At 33.4% G+C, this 25,239-nt stretch carries 20 protein-coding genes and 1 pseudogene; all 21 read right to left on the reverse strand.

The features are described 5' to 3' along the window. Positions 1-56 precede the first annotated feature (56 nt). Entirely contained in the window at positions 57-1,673 is a 1,617-nt protein-coding gene (locus DS031_RS04670) for an ABC transporter substrate-binding protein (RefSeq protein WP_113804767.1), read from the reverse strand. Between the two features lie 90 nt (positions 1,674-1,763). Next, positions 1,764-2,678, reverse strand: coding sequence for a carbohydrate ABC transporter permease (locus tag DS031_RS04675; RefSeq protein ID WP_113804768.1), 915 nt, complete (start codon positions 2,676-2,678; stop codon positions 1,764-1,766). A 17-nt stretch (positions 2,679-2,695) separates the two neighbouring features. Beyond that, positions 2,696-3,649, reverse strand: a complete 954-nt coding sequence (locus tag DS031_RS04680; protein WP_113804769.1) for an ABC transporter permease — start codon at positions 3,647-3,649, stop codon at positions 2,696-2,698. Positions 3,650-4,150: 501 nt separating this feature from the next. After that, positions 4,151-5,707, reverse strand: coding sequence for a response regulator (locus DS031_RS04685; protein WP_113804770.1), 1,557 nt, complete (start codon positions 5,705-5,707; stop codon positions 4,151-4,153). A 36-nt stretch (positions 5,708-5,743) separates the two neighbouring features. Next, positions 5,744-7,492, reverse strand: coding sequence for a cache domain-containing sensor histidine kinase (locus DS031_RS04690; RefSeq protein WP_113804771.1), 1,749 nt, complete (start codon positions 7,490-7,492; stop codon positions 5,744-5,746). A 434-nt stretch (positions 7,493-7,926) separates the two neighbouring features. Further along, the gene (locus DS031_RS24045; RefSeq protein WP_113804772.1) at positions 7,927-8,163 is read right to left on the reverse strand and encodes a glycoside hydrolase family 32 C-terminal domain-containing protein; all 237 of its coding nucleotides are present in this window, start codon (positions 8,161-8,163) and stop codon (positions 7,927-7,929) included. Further along, positions 8,156-8,413 (reverse strand): annotated as a pseudogene (locus DS031_RS24050) (hypothetical protein); the annotation flags it as partial. The pseudogene DS031_RS24050 and the gene DS031_RS24045, both read right to left, overlap by 8 nt. A 66-nt stretch (positions 8,414-8,479) precedes the next feature. Continuing rightward, a complete protein-coding gene (locus DS031_RS04705) occupies positions 8,480-8,620 on the reverse strand; it encodes a hypothetical protein (RefSeq protein WP_181833018.1) in 141 nt (46 codons plus the stop codon). Between the two features lie 139 nt (positions 8,621-8,759). Then, positions 8,760-10,115, reverse strand: a complete 1,356-nt coding sequence (locus DS031_RS04710; RefSeq protein ID WP_245947206.1) for an ABC transporter substrate-binding protein — start codon at positions 10,113-10,115, stop codon at positions 8,760-8,762. Positions 10,116-10,152: 37 nt separating this feature from the next. Continuing rightward, positions 10,153-10,824 carry a glycoside hydrolase family 172 protein gene (locus DS031_RS04715; protein ID WP_113804856.1) on the reverse strand — a complete coding sequence of 224 codons (672 nt, stop codon included), beginning with the start codon at positions 10,822-10,824 and terminating at the stop codon, positions 10,153-10,155. A gap of 750 nt (positions 10,825-11,574) precedes the next feature. Next, complete coding sequence (locus DS031_RS04720; protein ID WP_113804774.1) at positions 11,575-12,918, reverse strand: NosD domain-containing protein; 1,344 nt, start codon at positions 12,916-12,918, stop codon at positions 11,575-11,577. A 740-nt stretch (positions 12,919-13,658) separates the two neighbouring features. Further along, positions 13,659-14,549 carry a carbohydrate ABC transporter permease gene (locus tag DS031_RS04725; RefSeq protein WP_113804775.1) on the reverse strand — a complete coding sequence of 297 codons (891 nt, stop codon included), beginning with the start codon at positions 14,547-14,549 and terminating at the stop codon, positions 13,659-13,661. Between the two features lie 21 nt (positions 14,550-14,570). Continuing rightward, positions 14,571-15,461 (reverse strand): carbohydrate ABC transporter permease, encoded by an 891-nt coding sequence (locus DS031_RS04730; protein WP_113804776.1) that lies wholly within the window; start codon positions 15,459-15,461, stop codon positions 14,571-14,573. A 533-nt stretch (positions 15,462-15,994) separates the two neighbouring features. Beyond that, on the reverse strand, positions 15,995-17,566 hold the full coding sequence (locus tag DS031_RS04735; protein WP_113804777.1) for a response regulator: 1,572 nt from the start codon (positions 17,564-17,566) through the stop codon (positions 15,995-15,997). 28 nt (positions 17,567-17,594) lie between these two features. After that, positions 17,595-19,334, reverse strand: coding sequence for a sensor histidine kinase (locus DS031_RS04740; protein WP_113804778.1), 1,740 nt, complete (start codon positions 19,332-19,334; stop codon positions 17,595-17,597). A gap of 110 nt (positions 19,335-19,444) precedes the next feature. Next, positions 19,445-20,770, reverse strand: a complete 1,326-nt coding sequence (locus DS031_RS04745) for an ABC transporter substrate-binding protein (protein WP_113804779.1) — start codon at positions 20,768-20,770, stop codon at positions 19,445-19,447. A gap of 337 nt (positions 20,771-21,107) precedes the next feature. Then, on the reverse strand, positions 21,108-21,293 hold the full coding sequence (locus DS031_RS23520; protein WP_113804780.1) for a hypothetical protein: 186 nt from the start codon (positions 21,291-21,293) through the stop codon (positions 21,108-21,110). A gap of 377 nt (positions 21,294-21,670) precedes the next feature. Further along, a complete protein-coding gene (locus DS031_RS04755; RefSeq protein ID WP_113804781.1) occupies positions 21,671-22,657 on the reverse strand; it encodes a PfkB family carbohydrate kinase in 987 nt (328 codons plus the stop codon). 57 nt (positions 22,658-22,714) lie between these two features. Continuing rightward, positions 22,715-22,861, reverse strand: a complete 147-nt coding sequence (gene sda / locus DS031_RS04760; protein WP_245947208.1) for a sporulation histidine kinase inhibitor Sda — start codon at positions 22,859-22,861, stop codon at positions 22,715-22,717. 67 nt (positions 22,862-22,928) lie between these two features. Next, the gene (locus DS031_RS04765) at positions 22,929-23,576 is read right to left on the reverse strand and encodes a YesL family protein (protein WP_113804782.1); all 648 of its coding nucleotides are present in this window, start codon (positions 23,574-23,576) and stop codon (positions 22,929-22,931) included. Positions 23,577-23,691: 115 nt separating this feature from the next. After that, positions 23,692-25,182, reverse strand: a complete 1,491-nt coding sequence (locus DS031_RS04770; protein WP_113804783.1) for a glycoside hydrolase family 32 protein — start codon at positions 25,180-25,182, stop codon at positions 23,692-23,694. Between the last annotated feature and the right edge of the window lie 57 nt (positions 25,183-25,239).

Here is a 25,239-nt window from a genome sequence, read left to right on the forward strand (position 1 = left end):
AAACAGTCGATCGTTCCGGCTTATGCAAATCAAAACAGCTAACTAACAATAAGTGATTATTCTGCTGCGTTAAAGCGATCTAAACCAGCTTGATAAATTTCCATTAACTCTTGAAGGCCCATTGCATCTAACTGTTTTAAGTAGTCATCCCACTCTTTTTCAATGCCGCCTTCCATTAACCACTGTGCTTCTTTTTGTTTTACAAACTCTTTAAGCTCAGGCTCAATTGTATTAATCGTTTGAAGCTCTTCCGGTGTAAAAAAGATTTTTGGATAATTTTCTTCAACCATATGCGGCTCATAATGCTCTTTAAGAATTTCTAATCGTTCTTTCGCCCTTGGCTCCATATCAACAACTGTTCCAAAGTGCTCTTCTAAAACAACGAATGGTCCACCTGGTGCTACTTTTTGACGATATTCTCCCATTGCTACACCTTCAGGAAGCTCTTTGTTTACTAACATACCATTTTCATCTTCTTCATAAATTTCACCAATTGGTCCCCAGTTGATCTGTGCAGACATTTTTGGTGCGTAAAGCTCGTCTACCCAACGCATTGTAAGCTCAGGATTTTCATTTGCCGAAGTAATAACAAACGCATCTCTTCCATATTCAGAGTGATTAGAACGTCCAACGGCAACTTTTCCGTCTTTCCCTTTTAATGGCGGCAGGACAACATAATCATCCACACGATCTGTTCCGACTACTTCCGTATCTTCCCACCAAATGAAAGAACCAAGTGTTGGATCCTCTGTTTTTCCTTTAGCAAAAATTTGCGGTACATCTTGTGTCGCAAATTCAGGGTCAATTAATCCTTCTTTAAACCATTCATGATAATAAGCTAATGCTTCTTTATATTCAGGCTGTGTCGCTGCATAAATCACTTTACCGTCTCTAACAATACGGTGATCCTGTTCAAATGGTACATCTGGTAAACCAAATAGTCCGATCAAGTCACCTTCATTCCCGCACCATCCGTTAAACCAGAATGTTAATCCGATTTCATCCTGTTTGCCGTTTCCATTTGGATCTTGCTCTTTAAACGCTTTCAAAATATCGTGGTATTCTTCTAATGTTGTTGGCATTTCAAGTCCAAGTTTATCGAGCCACGTTTTATTAATATACATAATGTTCGGCATTCCAACTAAGCCCATTTCTTCTGCACGCGGTAATGCATAAATATGGCCATCTGGAGCTGTTATTGTCTTTTTAAGTTCTGGTCTTTCTTCCAACAACTTCTTAAGGTTTGGTGCATATTGATCAATTAAATCTTCAAGCGGAATGATAACACCATTTTGTCCGTTTGTTACAAGGTCATTATCGGTAAATCCAGAGTTATAGAATACATCTGGTAAGTCACCGCTTGCGAGTAATAAATTTTTCTTTTCTTGATAGCCGTCCCCAGGAATATTGTTCCACTCAATCTTAACATTTGTTTCTTCCTGCAGGCGTTTAAAAATGGTCATCTCACTAAAGTTTGGCGCTAATGGTGATTTTGGTGATACAAATTCTAATGTGATTTCTTCATTAACGATCGGCAAGCCTGTTTCATTAAATGCTGCTTTTTGTGCTTCTTCTGTTTTATTTGATGCTTCGTTATTTCCTGAACATGCCGTTAAAAGTGCGGCTGAAAGTGCTAATGATGCAAAAGCTTTTTTAGATAATACGTTAATCATTTCTTTTCCCCCTAGATCTTTTTTATTTTATAATTGGAGGGAAGGATGCTTTTTTGTACCCCGCCCTCGTGCCTTCAATGAATATGAGAATTAACCTTTAATTCCGCCAATCATAACACCTTTAACAAAGTATTTTTGAATAAATGGATAGACAATTAACAGCGGAATCGAAGCAATAATGATAACACCGTATTTAATAAGTTCTCCAACTCTTTGCTGTGCTGCTAATGATTCAATATCACCAATCATACTTTGTGATGCTTCACTTTGAATTAAAATATTTCTTAAAATTAATTGCAGTGGATATAACCCTTCATCATTTAAATAGATTAGTGCGTCAAAATAAGAATTCCAGTGACCTACTCCGTAGAATAAAACCATAACCGCAACAATTGGTTTTGATAATGGCAGTACGATTTTTGTAAAGAACTTTGTATTGGAACAACCGTCAATTTTTGCTGCTTCTAACAATTCATTTGGAATAGTAGATTCAAAGAATGTTCGTGCAACAATTAAGTTCCAGACAGCAACTGCTTTTGGAATAATGAGTGCCCACATTGTGTTTAACATGCCAAGTTCTTTCACAATAAGGTACGTCGGAATTAATCCGCCAGAAAAAAACATTGTAAAGGCGATTAAAATCATAAAAAAGTTTCTGCCGTAAAAGTCTTTACGTGACAGCGCATAAGCTGCCATTAATGTAAAGGCGACATTGACTGCTGTGCCAACAACTGTGTAGACGATTGAATTTTTATAGCCCGTCCATATTTTTTCATCCTGCAAAATTCGCTTATACCCATCAAATGTAATGTCTTGCGGGAAAAACCACACCTTCCCGGCATTGATAAGATCAGGATTACTAATGGAAGCAATGACGATAAAATATAACGGATATAATACGGCAATTGATACCACTGTAAGAAGCGTAAAGTTTAGAATATCAAAGATTCTATCTTCTTTTGATCTTGGTTTTCCTAATTTTCTCTTTGCTGCTAAGCTGCTCACTATTTATCCCTCCCCTTCTACCATAAACCTGTGCCGGATAATCTTTTAGCAATGCGGTTAACTGTTGATAATAAGATTAAGTTAATGACTGCGTTAAATAATCCAACTGCGGCCGCAAAGCTGTACTGTGCTTGCTGTAAACCTGTTTTATAAACATAAGTTGGAATAATCTCAGCTGTTGGTAAATTTAATGGTGTTTGCATTAAATACGCTTTTTCAAAGCCAATGTTCATAATATTACCGACAGATAGCACTAATAAAATAACAGCTGTTGGTAAAATCGATGGTAAGTCAACATGGAGAATGCGCTGAAATTTATTGGCTCCATCCATTACGGCTGCTTCATGAAGTTCTGGACTAACCCCCGCTAAAGCTGCCAAGTAAATAATCGCTGCCCAACCTGTTTCCTGCCAAATACCTGATCCAATATAAAGGGGCTGGAACCATTCTGGACGTGTAAAGAATGCAACTGGATCGCCACCAAGAATCACAATCAAATTGTTAATTAAACCGTTGTGTGAAAAGAAAACATACATCATACCGACTAAAACAACGACTGAAATAAAATGCGGTGCATAGATTACGGTTTGAATGAATTTCTTATAGCGCGTATGCATAAATTGATTTAATAAAAGAGCGATAATAATTGGTAACGGAAAACCAAAAATCAACTGCAGTGCACTTAGTCCCAATGTATTTCGAATTAAATCCCAAAATTTAAAGGAGTTAAAAAAACGTTCAAAATGCTCAAATCCTACCCAAGGGCTTCCCATAATTCCTAATGTCGGAATATAGTTTTTAAATGCGATTAATACTCCATACATTGCCCCGTAGTGGAAGATAAGAAAATAAAGAAGTGCTGGCAGTAAAAATAAATAAAGTTCATAATTGTTTAAAATGTTCTTTAGTTTACTATTTGTTACTTTCGTACGAGGTTGTGCGATACTCTTTGATGCAGCTTTTAATGTCATTTTCAAATCCTTTCCCTCACTTTCTACTGCAAAATATATTTTTACTGATTGACCAAAGAAATAGATTACGTAATCGATTAAATTAATTTGAAAGAAAGATTAGTTAAAACGATTTTAAATGTATTACTATCCTATTTTATACATTCCTTCATATTGTTAGCGCTTTCTTTATACTTAAAATAATAAAGTGTCTATTAAATTTTAAAAAGATCTAACTTTAACTCTTTAAGTTTAATAGATCTTAATACTAAAGCCACTTTGACGTAATCGATTACGTATATTCCTTTTAAAAACAACCACGCTTTCCATATGTAATCGTTTGCGTAATCGTTTAAATAAATAGTAAATCAATTATCAGGCTATGTCAACACGTTTCCAGATAAATCCTTTCAAAAGTATTCATATTTCTTCACAATTCTTGTAAAGCAAACTTTTTATAATAAATTTCATAGAAAAAAGAGTAGAAGCATTTCTTTCTACTCTTTTTTCATATACATAAAATTAACTTTCATTTCCAAGTAAATGTTTTGAACGATATTGCCCTGGTGTTATACCAATCTGCTTTTTAAAAACTTGATTAAAATAACCTTGATTATCATACCCAACTTCATTACATATTTCATGGATTTTATAATTAGTTGTTCGTAGTAACTCCTTTGCTTTATTCATTCGAAGATCAGTAATGTATTCGAAGATCGTCATGCCAACTTTTTTTGAAAAAATACTGCTAAGATAAGCAGCACTTATATGAAAGCATTCGGCTATATCGTCCAAAACAATCGGTTGACCAAAATGATTTTTCAAATAATTCTTTACATCTAAAATTAATTTATCCTTATATGAAATTTTATTTTTATTTAAATAGTTAAAAGTTTCATTAACAAAGTTTTTAAGCCAGTGACTCATTCCTTCAATTGATTGTAAGTTATTCAGCTCTCCATATAACTGAAATTTCCCCCCTGAAATGTTTTCAATCTCTATTTCAAATTCATCATTCACATATTCAGAAACATAATTGATTAACTTAAAACATAAATATTTAGATTTTACTGGTGAAAGCATATGTTCAATTGAATAATTTAATATATCATCAATTAATTGATTCATTTTTTCTAAATCAAATTGCTTTTTCTTAAAGTGATTTTCAATTTTTTCAATTATTTCATTGCCAACAGTGTTGTTTATTTTTTCAAGGTCATTGTAATTAGTAATCAATTGATTTAAATAAACACCGATTCGAAAGGCTTCTTTTGCTTCTTTATATGATTGATTGGTATATGAAAGATCATTATAAGTATTACTAACTCCGATAATAGGAAGCGACTTCAATTCATCTTGTAGAAGAGATAAAAGTTCCACTAATAAAGAGTCATCCCCTTGCTTTTGTGTAGAATGGGCATACATTGTAACAATACTATCTTCAATAATATAAATAAATGCTTCATATCCTCTTTTTTTAAAAGGCGTTTTTAAACATTCAAGAAATTCCTGTACACTTTTTTTTATATGATTTTTCCATGTTGAATTTTTAAAACCAGTAATTACTATTTTACAGTTTTTAAATTGATCATATGTTTCAAAATGATCAAATTTATGACCTAAAATAAAATCGAGTACATACTTCTCTTCTAATTCTGATTGATATTTTTGAATTTGATTATGATGCTGTTTTTCAGCTTGCATCTTTTCATATTTATTGGCTGCCTTTTTTACTGAACTAACAATGTCATCAAGTCCTATAGGCTTTACCAGGTAATCAACAGCTTCTAACTCAATGGCTCTTTTCGCATAATCAAATTCTGTATAACCGCTAATAATAATAAATACAGTATCAGGACAAATATTTTTTACTTTTTGTATTAAATCTAAACCATTTAATTCCGGCATTTGAATATCAGCTAACACGATATTCGGCTTTTTATCTACAATACATTGGAACGCTTCTTTTCCATCAGATGCGGTTCCAACAATCTCAATTTGGTGCTCTTTCCAGTTAATTGCCGATGTTAATCCATCAATCACTACTTTTTCATCATCAACGATTACTAGTTTGTGCATATTGCTTCACCTCCTGTATTGTAACAATGCCTTATATTACTTACACTTATCTTTTTCTAATCCAACTGTTAAAACAACCTTTGTCCCCTTATTTACTTCACTTTCAATGCTTAGGCCATATTCTGAGCCATAATGAAGCTTAATTCTTTCATGAATGTTTTTTAAAGCATAACCTTGATCTTTTTTAATAATTTCTTCTCTATTAAAACCAATCCCATTATCAATTATTTCAAAAACCATCATTTTTTCTTTTTTAACCCCTCTAATCACTATTTTTCCTTGACCTTTTTTTGGTTCTAGACCATGCTGTACTGCATTTTCCACAATTGGCTGCAATAACAATTTGATGATTTTCTTATCAAGGATCGATGGGTCAATATTTATCGAGTATTCAATTTTATTATCAAAACGAATATTTTGTATTTGAAGATAACTTTTCACTTGTTCAATTTCATTTCTTACTGCAGTAATTGGATCACCATTATTTAATGTTAGTTTAAAAAGCTGAGATAAGCTTAATGCCATTTGAGAAATCGGCTTCGCCTTTGCCTTTTCTGCCATCCAGAATATAGAATTCAACGTGTTATATAAAAAATGCGGGTTAATATGACTTTGCAAGGCTAATAACTCTGCTTCTTTTTCCTTTAACTGTGCTTCGTATAATTGGGCGGTTAATTTATTGTTTCGGTTATATAGTTGAACAACACGATTACCAATTTTACCAATGTCATCTTTAGCATCAAATTGAATAGAGGATATATATTCTCTGTTTTCCATCTTTTGCGTAACATTTCTTAATAACGCAAGCTGCTTTGTAATTTTTTTTGCAATTAATAAAGCGCTGAACGTTGCTAATAGAAGAGAGAGAACCAATAATGACGCTGTGATAATACGGATCGTATTCACTTCTTTTACAATGCTTTGATAAGGAATGATGCTTACAATTTTCCAGTTTGTATTGAAGTTTGTATGAAAGTTTAATACATATTTTGTTCCATGAATTGTCTCAATAATCGTTCCTTGATCACCATAATTTTTTAAAAGACTCGACAATTCTTTTGTTGTCAATTGCTTTTCGTTCCCGCTAAAGTAAATCGTACTGTCCCCATCCGCTATTAAAATCGTTCCATCTGTTTGAATATCTTTAAACATATTATCAAAAACAAGCTGATCAACACTTATGATTGTTATTCCAATCTCTTCTGATGTACCAATATCTCTAATAACTCTTCCAAACATTAACGAGTTAGCAGACCCTTTCACAAAATTAACTTCACTTCCCTTAAACCACACACCTCCCCATTCACTTTGCTTTAAACCATTGTACCAACTTGCATTTTGAATCTGTTCATAAATATTACTTGTATAATTGCTTTCCCCTCGATTTACTTTTAGAAATTCATGATGTTCATTACCTATATAAACGGCATTGATATATGGTTTGTTAACAATTGTAATATTATTTAATACATTTCTTGACTCTGTTTCCAACATATAAAGCCTTGGGGATAATTTATTGTAACTTAAATAACTTCGAATATCATTTGAGGAGAAAATTGTATTTGAAATATTTTCCACATCAATGACAAACGTATTGATATTCCAATCCAATACGCTTAATAAATTTGAAGTCGTTTCCGAAACCTTATTTTCAACAACTTTGTTTAAGTATAGAAAAGTAAACGGCCCAATGATCACTAATGGAATTAACGTTGAAAAAAGAGCTAATAGAATAACCTTCCATTTAACCGACAACTTTTGTTTCTCTCTTTTTAACACATTCATTTCGCATCCCTCATTGCTGTTTACAAAATCAGTAATCAATTACTCTTAGCAGAAATCGCTTCCAAATTACCGGTAACACTATCTGGAAAATTAATATTCTCATCAGCCGCCTTTTCTATTAGTTTAAAATATTTGTATAAGTTTATTTTATATGATTGATTAATAATCTCAATATTTTCATTCACCAAGAATTTTTAATTCGTATAACTATAAGCTGATTAAACAAATTCAAAAAAGATATTCTACTATATTAACAAATAAAGAGGGTTCCAAACTAACGTACATATATCCTTATTCATTTCTAATTAGAAATGAATAAGGATATAATTACACTAATAAAGTGCTGCTTGTTACCATATTGATCTTAAGTGATAAATTTCTAAAGAAACAAGCTTCACTTCCCCATCTTTGGTGTACAATTCTAACCCATTACTTTAGTCGTCAGGAAAAATTAATTCTGTTATCACGCTTTCTCCATTATTTCCAAACACTTCAACAGATGACCAATCAACAAAGAAGTGCATTTTTACTTTGTTATCGCTAATCGTTAATTTCCCTGTATGTTTACCAGCAAAAGAATCATTAAATTGAACAACCCCAGATTTCGTGCGATCTACAAACCATTCTTCTTCGCTCACATCATAGCCAATACATGTTTCTTCATTGTTCATCTGGGACCAAAGCAATCGGAAGGTTCTCCCAATGTACTAAATCTTTACTAACAGCATGCCCCCAATGCACTGGTCCCTAAGTTGTTCCATTTGGATGATATTGATAAAACAAATGATACTCACCATTGTAATAAACCATACCATTTGGATCATTCATCCAATTCGACTGCGGTGAAAAATGAAATTGTGGTCTGTACTTTTCATAATAAACTTTCGAACACGTATTTAATGAAACATTTTCTTCTATCATAATCTAGTATACCTCCTAAAATTCACATGTAATATCTAATCATTTAAAATCGCTTAAATGATATTTCTATTCCTTTACAGCTTCCACCATCATGCCGCTAACAATATACCGCTGCACTAAAAGCAAAAAGACCATAACCGGTAAACTAAATGAAATCGCTGCAGGTAATAGTGCTAATAAGACGTTTAGTAAACTTTTTTTCAACAAGTTTCTACCTCCAATATATAGAGCAGAACCTCCTCTTCTGCTTCAACTTAATTAATTAAAACATAATAACGAGGAGGATTCTGTCTACATTTTATTAGATCAACATTTATTTAGCATGGTGGTAGTTCTACTATCTTTATTAGGGTTGTACAATACCTTCAATAATGCTTGCAGCCCAATCGAGTGCTTCTTGAGGTGTTTGTTCACCTGACAGTGCATATTGAACAGCAGGAATTAATGCTTCACTTTCAATTTGCTGCCATTCTCTTATCGGAGGACGATTTTGAGTTTGTTTTCCAGATAAAGTTGTCATAAGCGGCTCTAAATGTTCGTATCCTTCTTTTTGACTATACTTTTCAAAAACAGATTTTCTTGCTGCTACACCTAGGGCTTCCATGTATAATTCATTTTTGCCGTACAAGAATTCAAGGTACTGCTTAGCAATTTCTTGTTTCTTTGAGGATTTCGGTACGACTTGGTACCATGGTCCCGGAACAGCGCCAATTCCTTCTGATCCCGCAATCATTGGTGCTGATCCAACTTTACCAGCAACATCTGATTGGCTTGAATCATTCGATGGTACATAGAAGTGGCCCCATGCCAGCATCATCGCTGCATTTCCGCTCCAAAAGAGTTCAGCTGTTTCTGCTGAAGCCATTTCAAGAGCTCCAGGCGGAACTGATTTATCTTCATTTAGCATGTCTGTTAACAATTCAAGTGCTTCAACATATGGCTTTTTATTAACAAGCACTTCACCATTTTCACCAATAACTAATGGTTCAGCTCCTGCTTGTGCCGCATGATCTAACCAACTTGCTACCGCATCACCGTTATTTGCACCAAACACAGTTGTACCATATAAATCAATTTGTCCATTTTCATCGGTATCACGCGTAAAAAATTTCGCTGCATCTTGATATTCTTCCCATGTTTTTGGAGGCTGAAGTTCATATCCATATTCTTCTTTAAATGCTTTTTTATTCGCTTCATCTTCAAATAAATCTTTTCGATAGAGTAATGTTTTTGCGTTTGTCCATACCGGCATTCCTAATACCTTGTCATTATAGCTTCCACCAGAAATAAGTCCAGGAAAGAGATCATCTTTTACTTCTTTAGTTATCAAATTATCAAGAGGCAGTAATCCCCCTGCCAGTGAAGGGAACCAAAGAATATCAATTGTCGCTACATCATAAGCACCTGCTCGCGAAGCAACCTCTGCTTTTAATTTGTCATAAACACCAATATAAGGAACTGCTTCAATTTTCACTTCATAGCCTGTTAATTCTTTAAATTCATCTGCTGTTTGTTGAGAAACCTTAAATGCAGGACTTCCGCCTTCAACAAGCACTGTTAAAGATTTTTCACCATTACTGGTTGAGCTATCTCCATCACTCTGTGTATCACCGGAAGTCTGATTTCCAGCACATCCGGTGAGAAAAGCAGCAATAACTATTAGACATGTAAGCAAACTTACAACAACTTTCCTTTTCAACAAATCCATCTCCCCCTTGAAATTTTTCTGGATTGATCGTTTATTTATCCCATAAGCCATGTTCCGGCCATCTTCTCGGAAGGCGCTCTTCAACAGGCGGCAGTTCAGATAACGGTTTATGCGGCTCAGGATGATACCAATAGGCCACGCTTGAATAATCATTTCCTTGATCATTCGCATGTCCGTGTTCAATTGTTGCACGAATTGATGTATTAAAGCGAATGGGATCCTCGATATGGAAGCGATAGAGACTCCATTTTCCAAAGTGTTCCTGTACATCACTTCCTAATGAAATACCGTGATATGGTCCGGCATATTCTCCACTCGGGAATCCCCATGCTGCATTAAAGTAGTCTTCTGTTCCTGTGCCGTGAATAGACGGCGGCCATTGTTCACCATCGATAAAGAACATGTCGTCTCCTTCACCAAGCCAAGTAAACTCTTGATTCGATGCATCAAAGTTATCAATGTTTAGGACACACCCGACATAATGTCCTTTTCCTTCAGCATCTAAAATGACATAATTTTTGTCTCCTGTTAAATTCTTACCCGGAAGTTCCCATGGTGCTGGATTTTCCATTTCAGCATCATGGACAACCTTTTTACATGGATTCTCACGGTGACAAGTCGCATGAAACCTTCCCATATCTTCTGGAATTTCATCTTTGTCATCATATAATTCATAATCTTTGGTATTATTTAATAAAGTCATTTTTTTTAAACACACAATTGGTTATTCTTAATGAAGGATTTATTCCTTCATCTTTTTTTATGTTTTTGATAACGTTTACATATTGATCCTAAATAGAAAATGACGACTAACAGCAATTAAACAAAGTAAATCATTTAATAAACCATCCTATTTTAGCAGTACATCACCCCTTCCAAGGCTATGCCTATTTGGTAACGTTTACATGTTTCTCTTGAAAATATTGAACAAAAATTAGTTAGCAAGATTCTCTAAAATAAGTTCCCAATCATTTTAAAATCACTTTTTGCTTAACACCTCCACTGTATTAATCAGAATTTTTAGTAGTTAACTTTGTCTACACTTATAATTTTAAAGATGTTTAAAGAATTTGAAAATTGTAATATTTTTTAAAACTATTATATATTTTTAGAATGTAAGCGCTTTTTAAACAAGAACTGTTTTTTCGTACAACTGGCTTGTTTCGAATATATTGAAGGGTTTTATAATCCTAGAAGACCTTATTCTCCCATTGTCATGCTTTCTCCAAACTTAAAAGAAGACATTTTCTGGCAGTCTTCCTAAAGAAACATTCCTTTTTTCTGTCTACTTTATTGGCATTTATCCAAATATGGGAAACACTATAAAAAGAGGCACTTCCATCGCTAGGAAGCACCCCAAAAATTAAATGACAAACGAAATAATTCAAGTGTCCGACTTGCAATTGAAACTTTGGAACAAAAACTACCACAAAAACATAGTTGAATATATTATTTATGCTCCTGGCGTTGGAGTGGCTCTGAATGCATTTACAGTCTTGTCCATAACAACCTGTGCATCACTTCCCGAATCAAGAATCGTATTTTGAAGCGATTCTTTTTCTACCAATACTGTTGTTACGGTAAGCGGCTCTGATGCTTCGGTAGTCAACAAAGCGTCTACTTGCGCAGAGAAACAAGAATCACTTATCTTGGCATGAATCTCCGTGGCAACAACATGATTATTAGAAATATAATTTCCATTACCCGAAACAATACGTATGATTACAGGTGTTGCACCTACCAGCTTGATGTTCTGAGTATTAATTACTTCAGAAAAGTGATTAGCAATTACAGAATTATTATTGCCACTGATATAGAGGAGACCATACAAATCATCTAAACCATTGTCTATTCCCACAAAAGGAGTCCAAGGTTCATGGTCACGTAAAAAGTGATTTGAAGAAACCAAGTTTTCAGAACAATTTTCCTTGAATACCACCATTCCTGGATAAAATGAATGAAGTCTATTATTTGTGATACTGGAACGTGTCACACCATCAAAATAGATACTGCTCGCACCTCGTGGAAAAACATTATTCGCTGTAATCAAAAGTCCACCAAAATTTTGAGCGTAAATTGAATATCCTTTAAAACCGGCTCCTATCAAGTTATCGGTTATTTTTGAAGCCTGTCCCCAACCTCGTAGTTCTATACAGTTACCACATTCAGCTATGAAATTATCATGTATAGTCAGTGCATCTGCATGATAAATAGTAATTCCATGCTCTAAATACACAAACCCCATGCCTGTAATCCGAAATGAGTCACAAGCACTTGCAACATAAATACCCGTTTTCCCATTAGTGTATGTGTTTTCCGGATTTGTTTCTCCTGAACCATCTTCAATAAAATGCAAACCATCAATACAAAAGTCAGAAAACTCTACCGAACTTATTCGGGGATTTCCACTTCGTTCAACATAAAATGCAGCTCCTTTATATTCCTCGTCATTTACTTCTAGGGGAATATCTACGAGTATGCGACTTCCTCCCGGCCACAATTCATGCAAATCCGCCCATTCATTCTCAGAAGTATTAAAACGAATACTCGAAGATGTAAACCCGTGTCCAGAGCCCATAATTTTAAGATAACTGATGTCTATAACTACTTGACTGCCAAGATGATAATCTCCCGGTGGAATATAGATAACCGCACCCGGTTTTCCCCCTTTATTCACATCAGTGTCCGTTTGCCTACTTTTAATATCTGCTATAATGCTATTGATTACCTCACCAATATCCTCATACGGATTACCGACAGGCCACTCTGTTACGTCGTAATAATTTTTACTAGCCATAAATAAATTCTCCTATCAATTTAGTGTGTTTGTTCATAAACTACTTTTTCCTTGATATAGCTGGAAGTAAAGTCTTACGAATTCGTGCTTTTCCTGCAGCTTTTCTGTGATAATTTATTAAATCTAACAATCTATCAATATCAGGTAAGAGTACCCCTTCCTCAAGGAATGTGAAGGGCGATAGCCCAAAGAGTAGGGAGGGGGTGAATTACCATCATATATTACGAACGCAAGTACGTAATATATGATATAATAATAATAGTACATCCTTGTACATGCTCATTGAAAACTGAACATATAAGGTTGTAGCAGGAAAAGACGCTCTGCTACGTAAAATGTTCAAGCCTAGAGAAGCCGAAGATGCGTTGATCATGACTAGCACAAAAGTGTGAAAATGTTGCAGTAGGCTTAGTGAAAGAAGTCCCAAAGGCAAGACCGATGGGATAGAGGAGTTGGGCGTATTCAGACCGCCAATGTGTCAACTCCACTAACGTTAAGCGTTCAGAAATGTTCGATACGTTAGAAACCCCCACTTCAAGCGTAGCTAAGTGGTGGGAGTATTCATTTATTGAAAAGTGCTTCAGCTTCTAACAGTGAAGCCATACTTGGAATATCACCTTTTTTCATAGTAGACATAGCAGCTAAACGATTTGCAAATTCAGCAATTTTTCCAACCTCATACCATTCTAACTGAGAAGGATGACATTTTTTTCAATTTAAAATCGATTAAATAAAATTTTCTATTCTTTTACAGCTCCCAACGTCATGCCGCTAACAATATATCGCTGCACTAAAAACGAAAAGACCATAACCGGTAAACTAAATGAAATCGCTGCAGCTGTCATAGGTCCTAGATCAAGATTATAGGCGGTTAAAAACTCTGAAATCCCAACTGTCGCTGTTTTGGAGTTTGTACTTGTTAAAAGCAAAGCAAATAAAAAGTCATTCCATGCTAACATAAACGTAAAGATCGCCGTCGTCGCAAGTCCCGGAAGGGAAACAGGTAAAATAATCCGAAGAAATGCTCCTAAGCGGCTGCAGCCATCCACACGTGCTGCTTCATCAAACTCTTTTGGAATTCCATCAAAGAAACCGATCATCATCCAAATCGCAAAAGGGACATTAATGCTCGTGTAAACTAAAATGAGCGCAAGTTTTGTATCAATCAATCCCATGTCTTGAATAATCATATACATTGGAATCGCAATACTAATCATCGGAACCATTCGAATCGCTAACGTAAAAAGAAGAAAGACATTACCCAACTTTGATGTAAATCTCGAAAGACCGTAAGCGGCTAAAGCTCCTAAAAAGACACTTAACACCATACTAATCGTTGCTGAAGTTAAACTATTTAGAAAGTACTTTCCAATCGGCAGGTACTCAAACATTCCCACATAGTTTTCCAAAGAAAATTCTGAAGGCCAAATTGTAGGTGGTACGCTCACGGCTTCTGAAGACGGTTTCAAAGAAGTAAGCAGCAAATAAATATAGGGACCTAAAAATAATAGGGCTAATCCACATGTTAAAAGTATCACAAATGCCTGCCAAATATGTTTGGAACGAAACTGAATACCTGCGTTTTTCAAAGTTCTGTTTGCTTGAGAATTCGTTAATGGTTTTTCAAACATGTTCCAATCACCTCCCATTCGTTATGCATGTTTTTTACTCGGAGACCACATTCTTTTTATAAAGAACGAACTTAATGCCAGCAGCAATATGATAAAAATAACCGCCATTGCACTTGATTCGCCAACATATCCATACCTTGTTAACGTTTTGTACATATACGTACTTAACACTTCTGAGGAAAAACCCGGTCCACCTTGTGTTAACACCCAAACGATGTCAAACGTCCGTGCGGCATCAATAATTCGAATCACAAGCGCAACAGTCGCAACTGGAACTAATGAAGGCATCGTAATATAACGAAACGTTTGCCATTTATTTGCCCCGTCAATTTGTGATGATTCGTATAAACTTTTTGGAATTCCTTGAATTCCCGCCAGAAGAACGAGCATCATAAATGGGGTTGTTAACCAAATATCTGCGATGATTGTTGAGAAAAGGGAAAATTTCGAGTCCGATAACCATAAAATTTGATGGGGATCAGAAAGAATCCCTAATTTATAGAGCCCCCAGTTAATTACACCAAACTGATCATTTAACATGAATTTCCATATCAATCCTGACACTAACGGCGCTAACATTAATGGACTTAATAGAAGCGTTCGAATAAATTGACTGCCCTTAAAGCCTGTACTTAACAAAAGCGCTAATATAAGACCGATTGTAAATTCAAATCCTACAGCCACCACAATATATATGACTGTATTAAAGGCCGATTCTAAAAAGCGCTCCGATGTAAGGGCATCGATATAATGTGCGATGCCTACAAATTCTTTTACGGATGGATCATATAAATCGTAAGTAAATAAACTATCTTTTATAAGAAGAAAAACAGGATAGACGAAGAAAACGATTAAAAAAACGGCTGCAGGTAAGAAAAAAAAGGAAGCTAACATTCCATTTTTCAGCTTCATATCAGTCACCTCTTTCTTAATTAAAATAAGTTTCTCACTAAAATCCATTTGGTATTATTTAATAAAGTCATTTTTTTAAAACACACAATTTGTTATTCTTAATGAAGGATTTATTCCTTCATCTTTTTTTATATTTTTGATAACGTTTACAAATCAAACCTAAATAAAATAAGAAATAACGACTAACATCAGTTCAACAAAGTAAATTATTTAATAAATTAACCTATTTCAGCAATACATCCCCCCATCAAAAACTCAGTTTATTCGGTAGCGTTTACATATATTTAAAAATTAATTTTTCCTAACACCCCCACTTTATTAATGAGTGTTTCTCGTAGTTAATCTTATCTACACTTATAATTTTAAAGGCGTTTAAATAGTTTGAAAATTGTAATATTTTTAAAAACTATTATATATTTTTAGAATGTAGTGAATTTCTTGGTTGATACAATAGAAATGTAGTAAACAAAACTGGTTACCAAACTAAAACACCAACAGCCCTCACCAGATAAAAAGTGAAGGCTGTTGGTGTTTTAGTTTAACGTTGTATTTACCTCTTGCTTAATTAAATGTTTTGAGCGATATTTTCCCGGTGTTGTGCCAACGTGCTTTTTAAATACTTGGTTGAAATACCTCTGATTTTCATAGCCTACTTGATCGCAAATTTCGGATATTTTATAATTTGTTGTTCTTAATAATTCCTTTGATTTATTAATTCTCATATTTATAATATATTCAAACATCGTAACGCCAACTTTTTTTGAAAAAACACTGCTAAGATATGCAGGACTAATATGAAACAAGTCTGCAACATCATCCAAACTAATGATTTTACAATAGTTATCTTTTAAATAATCTTTCACATCAAAAATTAATTTATCTTTATATGACATTTGATTATCATTTAAATAGTCTAAAAGCTTACTAATCTTGCTTATTAACCATTCTCTGATTTCTTCAAGTGACCTTAATTGATTTAACTGTTTATAAATAACGTATTTTTCTTCCAAAATGCTTTCAACATTTAAATCAAATTCTTTCTGAACATATTCAAATACATTATTGATTAACTTAAAGCATAAATATTTAGACTTAACAGGGGTAAGCATTCTTTCTGTACAATAATGCAATAAATCATTAATTATTTGAGTGATAGCATATATATCAAAATCTTGTTTTTGAAAATAATGATCGATTATTTCTATCATATCAGTACCAACATTTTGATCCATCTTTTCTAAGTCTGTATAAGAAGTAAATGATTGATTTAAATAAAGACCAATATGAAAGGCTTCTATTGCTTCTTTATATGATTTATTAATATTTGATAACCCACCATACGTATTACTAATTCCGATAATAGGAATATCTTTCACTTCATGCTGCAGTATATTCGAAAATTCAATCATAGCAGCATTAGATTCTTGATTTTGCTGATTGTTAGCATATACGACAACGAGGTATTCTTCCATAAGATAGATAAAGGCACGATAACCTCTTTTCACAAAAGGTATTTTTAAATGTTCAATAAAATCTTGGCCATTGCTTGTTAGATTAGTTAACCATTTTAAAGATTTAAGTCCAGCCACAAACACCGTACATTTTTTAAATTCAGCGGCTAATTTTTGCGAATCCAATTGACGCCCAAGCATAGAATCCAAAATATATTTTTCCTCTAATTCCACTTGATACTTCTGAATCTTATCATTATTGTTTTTTTCTGCTTGAATTTTCTCATATTTATTAATCGCTTTTTCTACTGTCTGAATAATTTCATCAAATTCAATCGGTTTTGTTAAATAATCAACCGCCTCTAATTCAATTGCTCTTTTCGCATAATCAAATTCTGTATAACCGCTAATAATGATAAATACAGTATCGGGTAGAATATTTTTCACTTTTTGAATTAAGTCTAGTCCATTTAATCCAGGCATGCGTATATCAGCCAATACAATATCAGGCTCAGTCTCTTCAATTAATTGGTACGCAGCATTACCATTCAGAGCTGTTCCAACAATCTCAACTTGATAATCTTCCCAATCTACCGCTGATACCAAACCATCAATCACTACTTTTTCATCATCTACAATTAACAGCTTGTACATATTTTTCACCCCTTATGGCGCTTCTTCCTTACGGACATTTCTCAATATTAAGTCCAACTTTTAAAATAACCTTTGTACCTTTATTTTTCTCACTTTCTATTTTCATACCAAATTGCGGACCGTACTGAAGTGTAATTCTTTCATTTATATTTTTTAATGCATATCCTTTTTTATTTGCGAGAATTTCTTCACTATCAAATCCTATCCCATCATCAATCACTTCAAAAATCATGAAGTTTCCTTCTTTTCGACCCTTAATGGTAATTTCCCCGGTATCTTCTTTTAATTCAAGTCCGTGATAGACCGCATTCTCTACAAGTGGTTGAAGAAGAAGCTTAATCATTCTTTCATTATAAAGCGATGGGTCCACATTAATGCTGTAATCAATTTTATTATCGAATCGAATATTTTGAATATCAAGATAGCTTTTTACTTGTTCAATTTCATTTTTTACATAGGTAATATATTCACCATTATTTAATGTTAATTTAAAAATTTTTGATAAGCTTACTGCCATTTTCGCAATTGTTTTCGCCTTCGCTTTTTGTGCCATCCAGTAAATTGAATTTAATGTATTATACAAAAAGTGCGGATTAATATGATTTTGCAGCGCCAAAAGTTCGGCTTCTTTTTCTTTTAACTGTGATTCATATAATTGCACAGTTAGTTCACTGTTTCGGTTATATAAAGCTATTAAACGATTACCAATTTTTCCGATTTCATCTTCAATATCAAAATGAATATTTGAAATCCTTTCTCTTTGTTTCATTTTTTCAGTGACAGCTCTTAATAAAGAAAGCTGTTTCGTAATTTTCTTAGAAATTAAGAAAGCGCTAAATGTTGCTAAAAGAAATGAAATTCCTAATAATAAAACGGTAATGATGCGCGCATAATTAACTTCTTTTATAATTGTTTCATAAGGTATAATGCTCACAATTTTCCAATTTGTTTCTTGATTTATATCATAATTTACAATATATTTTTCACTGTTTATTTCTACAATTTTTGTTTCTTTATTTTCTCTACCTTTTAATTTATTAATAATATCTTTATATTTCGCTTCTTCCTGCCCGTTTGAATAAACAATATTGCCTTGATCTAGAATTAAAATTTCTTCTTGTTTTTTAATATTTTTAAACATATTTTTAAAAACAGCTTTATCAACACTAATGATTAATACACCGATATCTTCTAATGTTTCTAAATCACGTATTACTTTTCCATACATTAATAGATTTGAACTTTCTATAAAGTTTACATCACTGCTTTTAAACCAAACACCATTTCCTTTTGTTTCTTTTAAAAATTCATACCAAGTTGTATCCTCTATTTCATTGTAAATATTTCCGAAATAATTACTTTGTCCTTGACTAAGCTGTAAATATTCGTTGTGTTCATTGCCTATATAAACTGCATTAATGTAAGGTTTATTATTTGTAATATTAATGAGAAGATCTCTTGCAGCTGTTTGTGCTTTATATGATTCTAATGTAAACTCTTTTTGTTTTAAATATTCTTGAGTATCATTTGATGCAAAAATGATACTCGAGCTGCTTTCAATATCTACAACAAATGTGTCTATATTCCAATCTATAACACTTAAAAGGTTTGAAGTTGTATCTGAAATTTTATTTTCTATTACGTTATTTAAATATAAAAAACTAAATGTCCCTACTATAAGTAAAGGAATTAATGTTGAAAGAATTGCTAACAAAATAATTTTTTGTTTAATGGATAGTTTTTGCCCGTTCATTTTAAAAAGCTTCATTGAACATCCCTCTTATAATATTAAGTAATAAAATGATACAATTTAATCATTAACAGTTAAAAAATTCTATAAAAATGAATTTTGCTCAGACAATTCTTTCACACTATTACTTAATGACCATTCATTTTTTTATCGACTACGTTTAGTGCTTCTTCTGGTGTATAAATGCCATTAATAACCCCGTAAATACTATCATTTATCGCATTCGCTATAGGCTCTGGCACAATAAGATCTGGTTGATTAGGTTGACTTGTCCAGTCTGGATTATTCATCTGCTCAATAACTTTTGCAAATACAGGATGTTTTTCTTGATCAATCTCCCCTTTAAATTTAATCATCGGGGGAACTTGATTCTCTAACATAATTTGAGCGCCCTCTTCACTGTAATAAAACTTTAAGAACTTCATCACTGCCTCATATTTTGCTTCGTCATCTTCGACCTTTTTACTTACGACTAGCGGAGCAGCTGGTACGATAGAAGAAAGCTGCTGATTTCCTACACCATCTGAGAATGTTGGCCCCCACCAGAACCCTACATCATTTGCAATCGGACTTTCTTCGATTTTTTTTGTTTCCCATACGCCAGCATCGAGCATTGCCGCTTCTCCATTTAAAAACATTTGAACGGAATGAAAATAACTTAGGGCGGCAACGTTTTCTGGAAAAGCACCCAATTCTCTTAGTTCAGCAATTTTTTTATAAAACTTTAAAAATTCCTCGTTATTGTAGCTTTCTTCTCCAGCAAGAATGTTATCGATTTTATCAAAGTATCCATATCTCGATAACATCGTTAGAAAAGCCCAAACAGAATAAGGATCTCTAGAGCCTTTAGCGATGGCAATCACATTATTTTCTTCAAAGATTTTTACAGCTTCTATTAAATCTGTATACGTTTCTGGCAGTTTTACACCGTATTGATCAAATAATGCTTTGTTATACCAAAAGCCTGTAACTAAAGATTGATACGGAAGACCAAATTGGCTGCCGTTAAGTTGATAAGGATTGAGCATATTAGAATGGAACTTTTCAATAATTCCCCTATTTTCGTTAAGAAAATCTGTTAAATCAAGCAGCATCCCCGCTTCTTCAAGCTCTTTCGCTGAAGCTGGCAATATCCAAAAAATATCTGGAAGAGTATCGGATTGAGCCATCATCTTTATTTTTTTTATATGCGCTTTTTGTTCAGTACCCTGTAAATTTACTTCAATATTTGGATTCTTCTCCATGAACTTTTGAACAGTCTGATAAAAAGCGGCCTCTTGGCCTTTCGGGTTTGCTACGTGGATAGCAACATCGATTGTAACTTTTTGATTGCTGCTTTGATCATTTGAACGATTAATAAAATCTCCATTATTTTGACTGCACCCTATTACACCGACCATAAGAAAGTACAAACCGACTGAAAAACTTAGAGATTTTCTTAATACTTTTTTCATTATTTTTAGCTCCCACTTATTTTAGTTCTTTAATCATTGTGTCGCTGTAAAAACTAAAAGTTATTAATAATTCCTCAAGCCACCAAATTATTTTATTAATTTGTTTAAGTAATCGTTTACCGTAATCGATTAAATAAGTAAGCGATTACAAAAAGAAATAAAAGCTAAGTATGGTTTGAAATCCGAGTTCAATATCCACATCATAGCTTAACAGCGCATTTTACAAAATAGAGTAATTCCTAGTATCTATTATACAACAAAAATCGAGTACAAGATTTCTTGTTAAAAATAATATTGACTACGAATTTCAATTGTGTCGTCTAAGAAATAATGAACATTATAACGCTATAAAATTGCCTAGATAGTGCAAAAACTTATATGAAGCCGGATCATAAAATTCATAAGAAAACAGCTTGCCTAATAAAAGAAGTGCAAATGGAAAGATTAATAGAAGGAAAGAAATAATGATTGGCAATGAACGAACTAAAAGATTTAAACTGTTTTCTTTTTCTCTTCTAATCAATTTTATCTCTCCAATACAATATAAGTATTTATATAAATCATTGTTAACCTCTCTATAAGTTCATAATAATAAATTCCAACTTTTTTTGTTATCGCTTTCATTCGGCTTTTTATAAGATCTCAGTTATGTTGTTTATAATTTTTAAGCTAACTTTTCACTTCATAGTACTTCTTATTTTATAATGTATTTATATAATTAAAAATTCTAATATTTTTAAAAAATGTTATATATTTTTCAGAAAATACAATAATTCAAAACTAAGGTAAAAAATTGATCTAATGAAGAAATATAATAATAATTTTCATCACAACAAAAAAGGCAAGCAGAAATAAATCCGATTGCCACTTTAGAGTGTATTATAAACTTTAAAATAAATATTATAATCCAATGCTATCAACGCTGTTTTTCAGTTCATTTAAAAACACCTCGACTTGAGATAATGACGGCATGCTTGGAATGCCGCCTTTTTTAGTTGTAGAAGTTGCTGCTAATGCATTAGCAAACAGAGCGATATTTTCTACCTCAAAAACCTTTAACTGAGAAGGGTGTTCTCCTTTTTCAATAAGTTTATAAAGAACACCGCCACAAAAAGCATCTCCAGCTCCTGTTGTATCTACAGCATTTACTTTAAAACCTTCCTTAATGCTTGTATAATCGCCAATTCGATAAAAACAACCTTTTTTACCCATTGTTACAAAAACAAGTGACACACCGTAATGACTGCATAAATACTTTGTTCCTTCTTCTAGGTCTGTATATCCAGTAATAAATTGAAATTCTTCTTCTGAAATTTTTAATACATCTGCAAATTCTAACCCTTCCAAAATCTTTTGCTTGGCATGATCAGGTGTATCCCAGAGAGACATTCTTAAATTAGGATCAAAAGAAATAATCTTCCCTTGTTCCTTCGCATATTTAACTGCTTCAAGTGTTGCGGCTGCTGCTGGTTCATGCGTCATCGAAATAGAACCAAAATGAAAAATGCGAGAATTTCTTATAATCTCTTTATTTATTTCTTTACTATCAAGTGTCATATCTGCACCTGGATTTCGATAAAAACTAAATGACCGATCCCCATCTGCATCTAAATGCACAAAAGCTAATGTTGTATTTATATCTTTAGAAAAAATTAAACCATTTGTATTAATATGATTTTCCTTCAATACTTCATGTAAAAAATGACCAAATTGATCATTTCCTATTTTGCCAATAAAAGCGGTTTGCTTATTAAGTTTTGCTAAAGCCGCTAACACATTAGCAGGAGCCCCTCCAGGATTTCTTTCTAATAGTAAACTGCCATTTTCAGAGGTTCCATTTGGTGTAAAATCAAGCAACAATTCACCTAATGCCGTTACATCATACATATTATCCCTCACTTGTTCCAATTGAATTTTAGATTATTAACCTATCAGTTTTATTAGTCAACTAGGATTTAGATATTGACTTAATGTGAACTTTCTTCTATTTAATTCTTCCTGCAACAAAGAAATAAAAGCGGTGTCAAGTTGTAATTCTATGGCTTTACTGTAACTATGAATAAGAACTTGGTTACTTAATTTATGAATCATTGTTATCTCTCCTGATCAGTTAATACATTATGCATATTAAATTCCTTCTATTTAGATTTTCTATGAACTAATGACCTTGTTCCACTATTTTTGAGAGGCGATGTTCAATTTTTATAAAAGCGCGATAAGCTGACCACATTAACAACAGCGCTAAGGAACTGCCGCTGAAAAATAAAAATAAACCTGAAAAAGAAAATGTGATAAAAAAAACGAGCAAGCTTCCAACAATCATCATCACTGTAGAGAAAGGATTTGAAATAGCTACTAAAAAAACATTTTTTATTAACTGAAATGTTTTTATGTCATAATGAACAAAAACTGGAAATACATACAGTAGAAATAAACCGTAAAAGATTAATAAAGTTAAAAATAAATAAGACAATAAATGCAAACTAGAGTTTTCCATTGAATCAAAAAATTGATAATCAATAAATAATACATAGCCAATAATTGCCAAAATGTATCCAAATAGATTAATCTTTAAAAATTCAGCTTTATACGCTTGGTAGAACGTTTTAAATACCGGAACATCTCGTTCACCCATCACCCATTTTCGAATAACCGCAAACATCGCTGCAGTGGCGGGAAATAATCCAAAAAGCACTAGTCCAACAAGGGTGAAGCTGATCCATAAGAGATTGACATAAGCCAAACGCATACTCCATTCAGAAATACGATATAGAAATCCTGTAAGACCACTGTACTGCATGCTCATTCCTCACTCCCTGTTAGCTAATTTTATTTAAAAACGTCATATACTCATCCAGCATTTTTACATAATGAAAAGGAATGGGACCTCCACCTCACAAAGGTCCCAACATCACTCTCCTCTACTTCCACACCGAACCTAGTTTCCATGATTCCATGCTGTTTACACTTAATTTCCCATCTTTTGCAAAGATATTAAACTTGTTACTGTTTACATCGGGGAAAATTCGATTTGTAATCACTTGCTCGCCGTCGTTTACAAAAACCTCAACAGATGTTGTATCCATAAAGATGCGAAGGTTAACACTACCATCTTTTACTACGAGCGGTGCTTTACTAATTCCTTTTTCACCGCATCCAGAATGTTCACGGTCCATTACAATCTCTTTGTTAGTAAGATCAAGCAGGATTTCTGTTTTTTCTTTGCCATCTTCTGAACATCTTAATTGAATGCCGAACTCTGAAGCTGTTGTTTCATTAATATTAAAATCAATGATAGTTTCTGAAACTTGCTCCTGCAGTTCATGAATTGTCGTTGTTTCTTCTACTTCAAATGCCTCTAATTTCTTATAATCTGATCTTAATTCAGATAGCTCAGATACAGGCTTTTGTTTAACGATTTTGTTTCCTTCTAGTACGAGCTCTCTTGGAATAGTCATGGCCCCAGCCCAGCCATGCTCTTGAGAAGGCATTTTTGTTAGCCATTTCTCCATCCAGCCAATCATAATTCTTCGACCTTTATCATCAACTAATGTTTGCGGTGCATAAAAATCAAAACCATAATCTAATGTTGTACACGTTTCTTGTGTAAAAATACCTTTGTCATAATCCATATCGCCAATTACATAAAACGTTTTTTCGTTTTTAGTACCGTACATTGGAGAAACAATTAGCACATGAAGATCACCAAGTGGAAACAAATCTGGACATTCCCACATATCTCCTTGGGTGCCGTCACTTTCTGCAGCAGCTCCTTTATATTCCCAATTTCTTAAATCATCAGACACATATAGAACAGCTTTTCCTTTACCATCCTTCTTGGAACCAACTACCATGTACCATCTCTCTTCATGCTTCCATACTTTTGGATCTCTAAAATCTTTACTGCCGTCAGATGGGAAGTTATCAATAACAGGATTTTGGCTGTACTTTTCAAAATTGACGCCGTCTTCACTTGCTGCAATACATTGAACTTGCATTGGCGATTTATCATCAACATGTCCTGTATAAATTAATACAAGCTCTTCACCGTCTACAACCGCACTTCCAGAGAAGCATCCATATCCTTGTACATCACCAGAGTCGTATGACTCTGATGGTGCTAAGGCAACAGATAAGTGCTCCCAATGTACTAAATCTTTACTTTTTGCATGTCCCCAGTGCATTGGACCCCAGCTAGAAGCGTATGGGTAATATTGATAGAATAATTGATACTCGCCTTTATATTGGACAAGACCATTAGGATCATTGATCCAGCCAGTAGGGGCCATGAAATGATACTGTAATCGATAAGGACTATTCTTAACTTCATCTTTTTTGTTTTCTATTTCTGCATTTGCTTTATTAATCGCTTCTTGGTGTTTTAAATTGATCGAATCTAGAGAATTTTTCATTTATTTCAACTCCCTGCTTTTTTCTCATATTAAAAGCCTTTAAACTTCATGAATAGC

Source organism: Bacillus taeanensis (genome assembly GCF_003318295.1).
GTDB classification, from domain to species: Bacteria; Bacillota; Bacilli; order Bacillales; family UBA6769; genus Maribacillus; species Maribacillus taeanensis.

Coding starts and splice junctions, on each gene's coding strand:
- DS031_RS04725 (WP_113804775.1), bottom strand. CDS start 14,549: ATGTTTGAAAAACCATTAACGAATTCTCAAGCAAACAGAACTTTGAAA.
- DS031_RS04735 (WP_113804777.1), bottom strand. CDS start 17,566: ATGTACAAGCTGTTAATTGTAGATGATGAAAAAGTAGTGATTGATGGT.
- DS031_RS24045 (WP_113804772.1), bottom strand. CDS start 8,163: ATGAACAATGAAGAAACATGTATTGGCTATGATGTGAGCGAAGAAGAA.
- DS031_RS04690 (WP_113804771.1), bottom strand. CDS start 7,492: ATGAATGTGTTAAAAAGAGAGAAACAAAAGTTGTCGGTTAAATGGAAG.
- DS031_RS04720 (WP_113804774.1), bottom strand. CDS start 12,918: ATGGCTAGTAAAAATTATTACGACGTAACAGAGTGGCCTGTCGGTAAT.
- DS031_RS04680 (WP_113804769.1), bottom strand. CDS start 3,649: ATGACATTAAAAGCTGCATCAAAGAGTATCGCACAACCTCGTACGAAA.
- DS031_RS04745 (WP_113804779.1), bottom strand. CDS start 20,770: ATGAAAAAAGTATTAAGAAAATCTCTAAGTTTTTCAGTCGGTTTGTAC.
- DS031_RS04715 (WP_113804856.1), bottom strand. CDS start 10,824: ATGACTTTATTAAATAATACCAAAGATTATGAATTATATGATGACAAA.
- DS031_RS04765 (WP_113804782.1), bottom strand. CDS start 23,576: ATGAGCATGCAGTACAGTGGTCTTACAGGATTTCTATATCGTATTTCT.
- DS031_RS04770 (WP_113804783.1), bottom strand. CDS start 25,182: ATGAAAAATTCTCTAGATTCGATCAATTTAAAACACCAAGAAGCGATT.
- DS031_RS04740 (WP_113804778.1), bottom strand. CDS start 19,334: ATGAAGCTTTTTAAAATGAACGGGCAAAAACTATCCATTAAACAAAAA.
- DS031_RS04755 (WP_113804781.1), bottom strand. CDS start 22,657: ATGTATGATGTAACGGCATTAGGTGAATTGTTGCTTGATTTTACACCA.
- DS031_RS04670 (WP_113804767.1), bottom strand. CDS start 1,673: ATGATTAACGTATTATCTAAAAAAGCTTTTGCATCATTAGCACTTTCA.
- DS031_RS04730 (WP_113804776.1), bottom strand. CDS start 15,461: ATGAAGCTGAAAAATGGAATGTTAGCTTCCTTTTTTTTCTTACCTGCA.
- sda (WP_245947208.1), bottom strand. CDS start 22,861: ATGATTCATAAATTAAGTAACCAAGTTCTTATTCATAGTTACAGTAAA.
- DS031_RS04685 (WP_113804770.1), bottom strand. CDS start 5,707: ATGCACAAACTAGTAATCGTTGATGATGAAAAAGTAGTGATTGATGGA.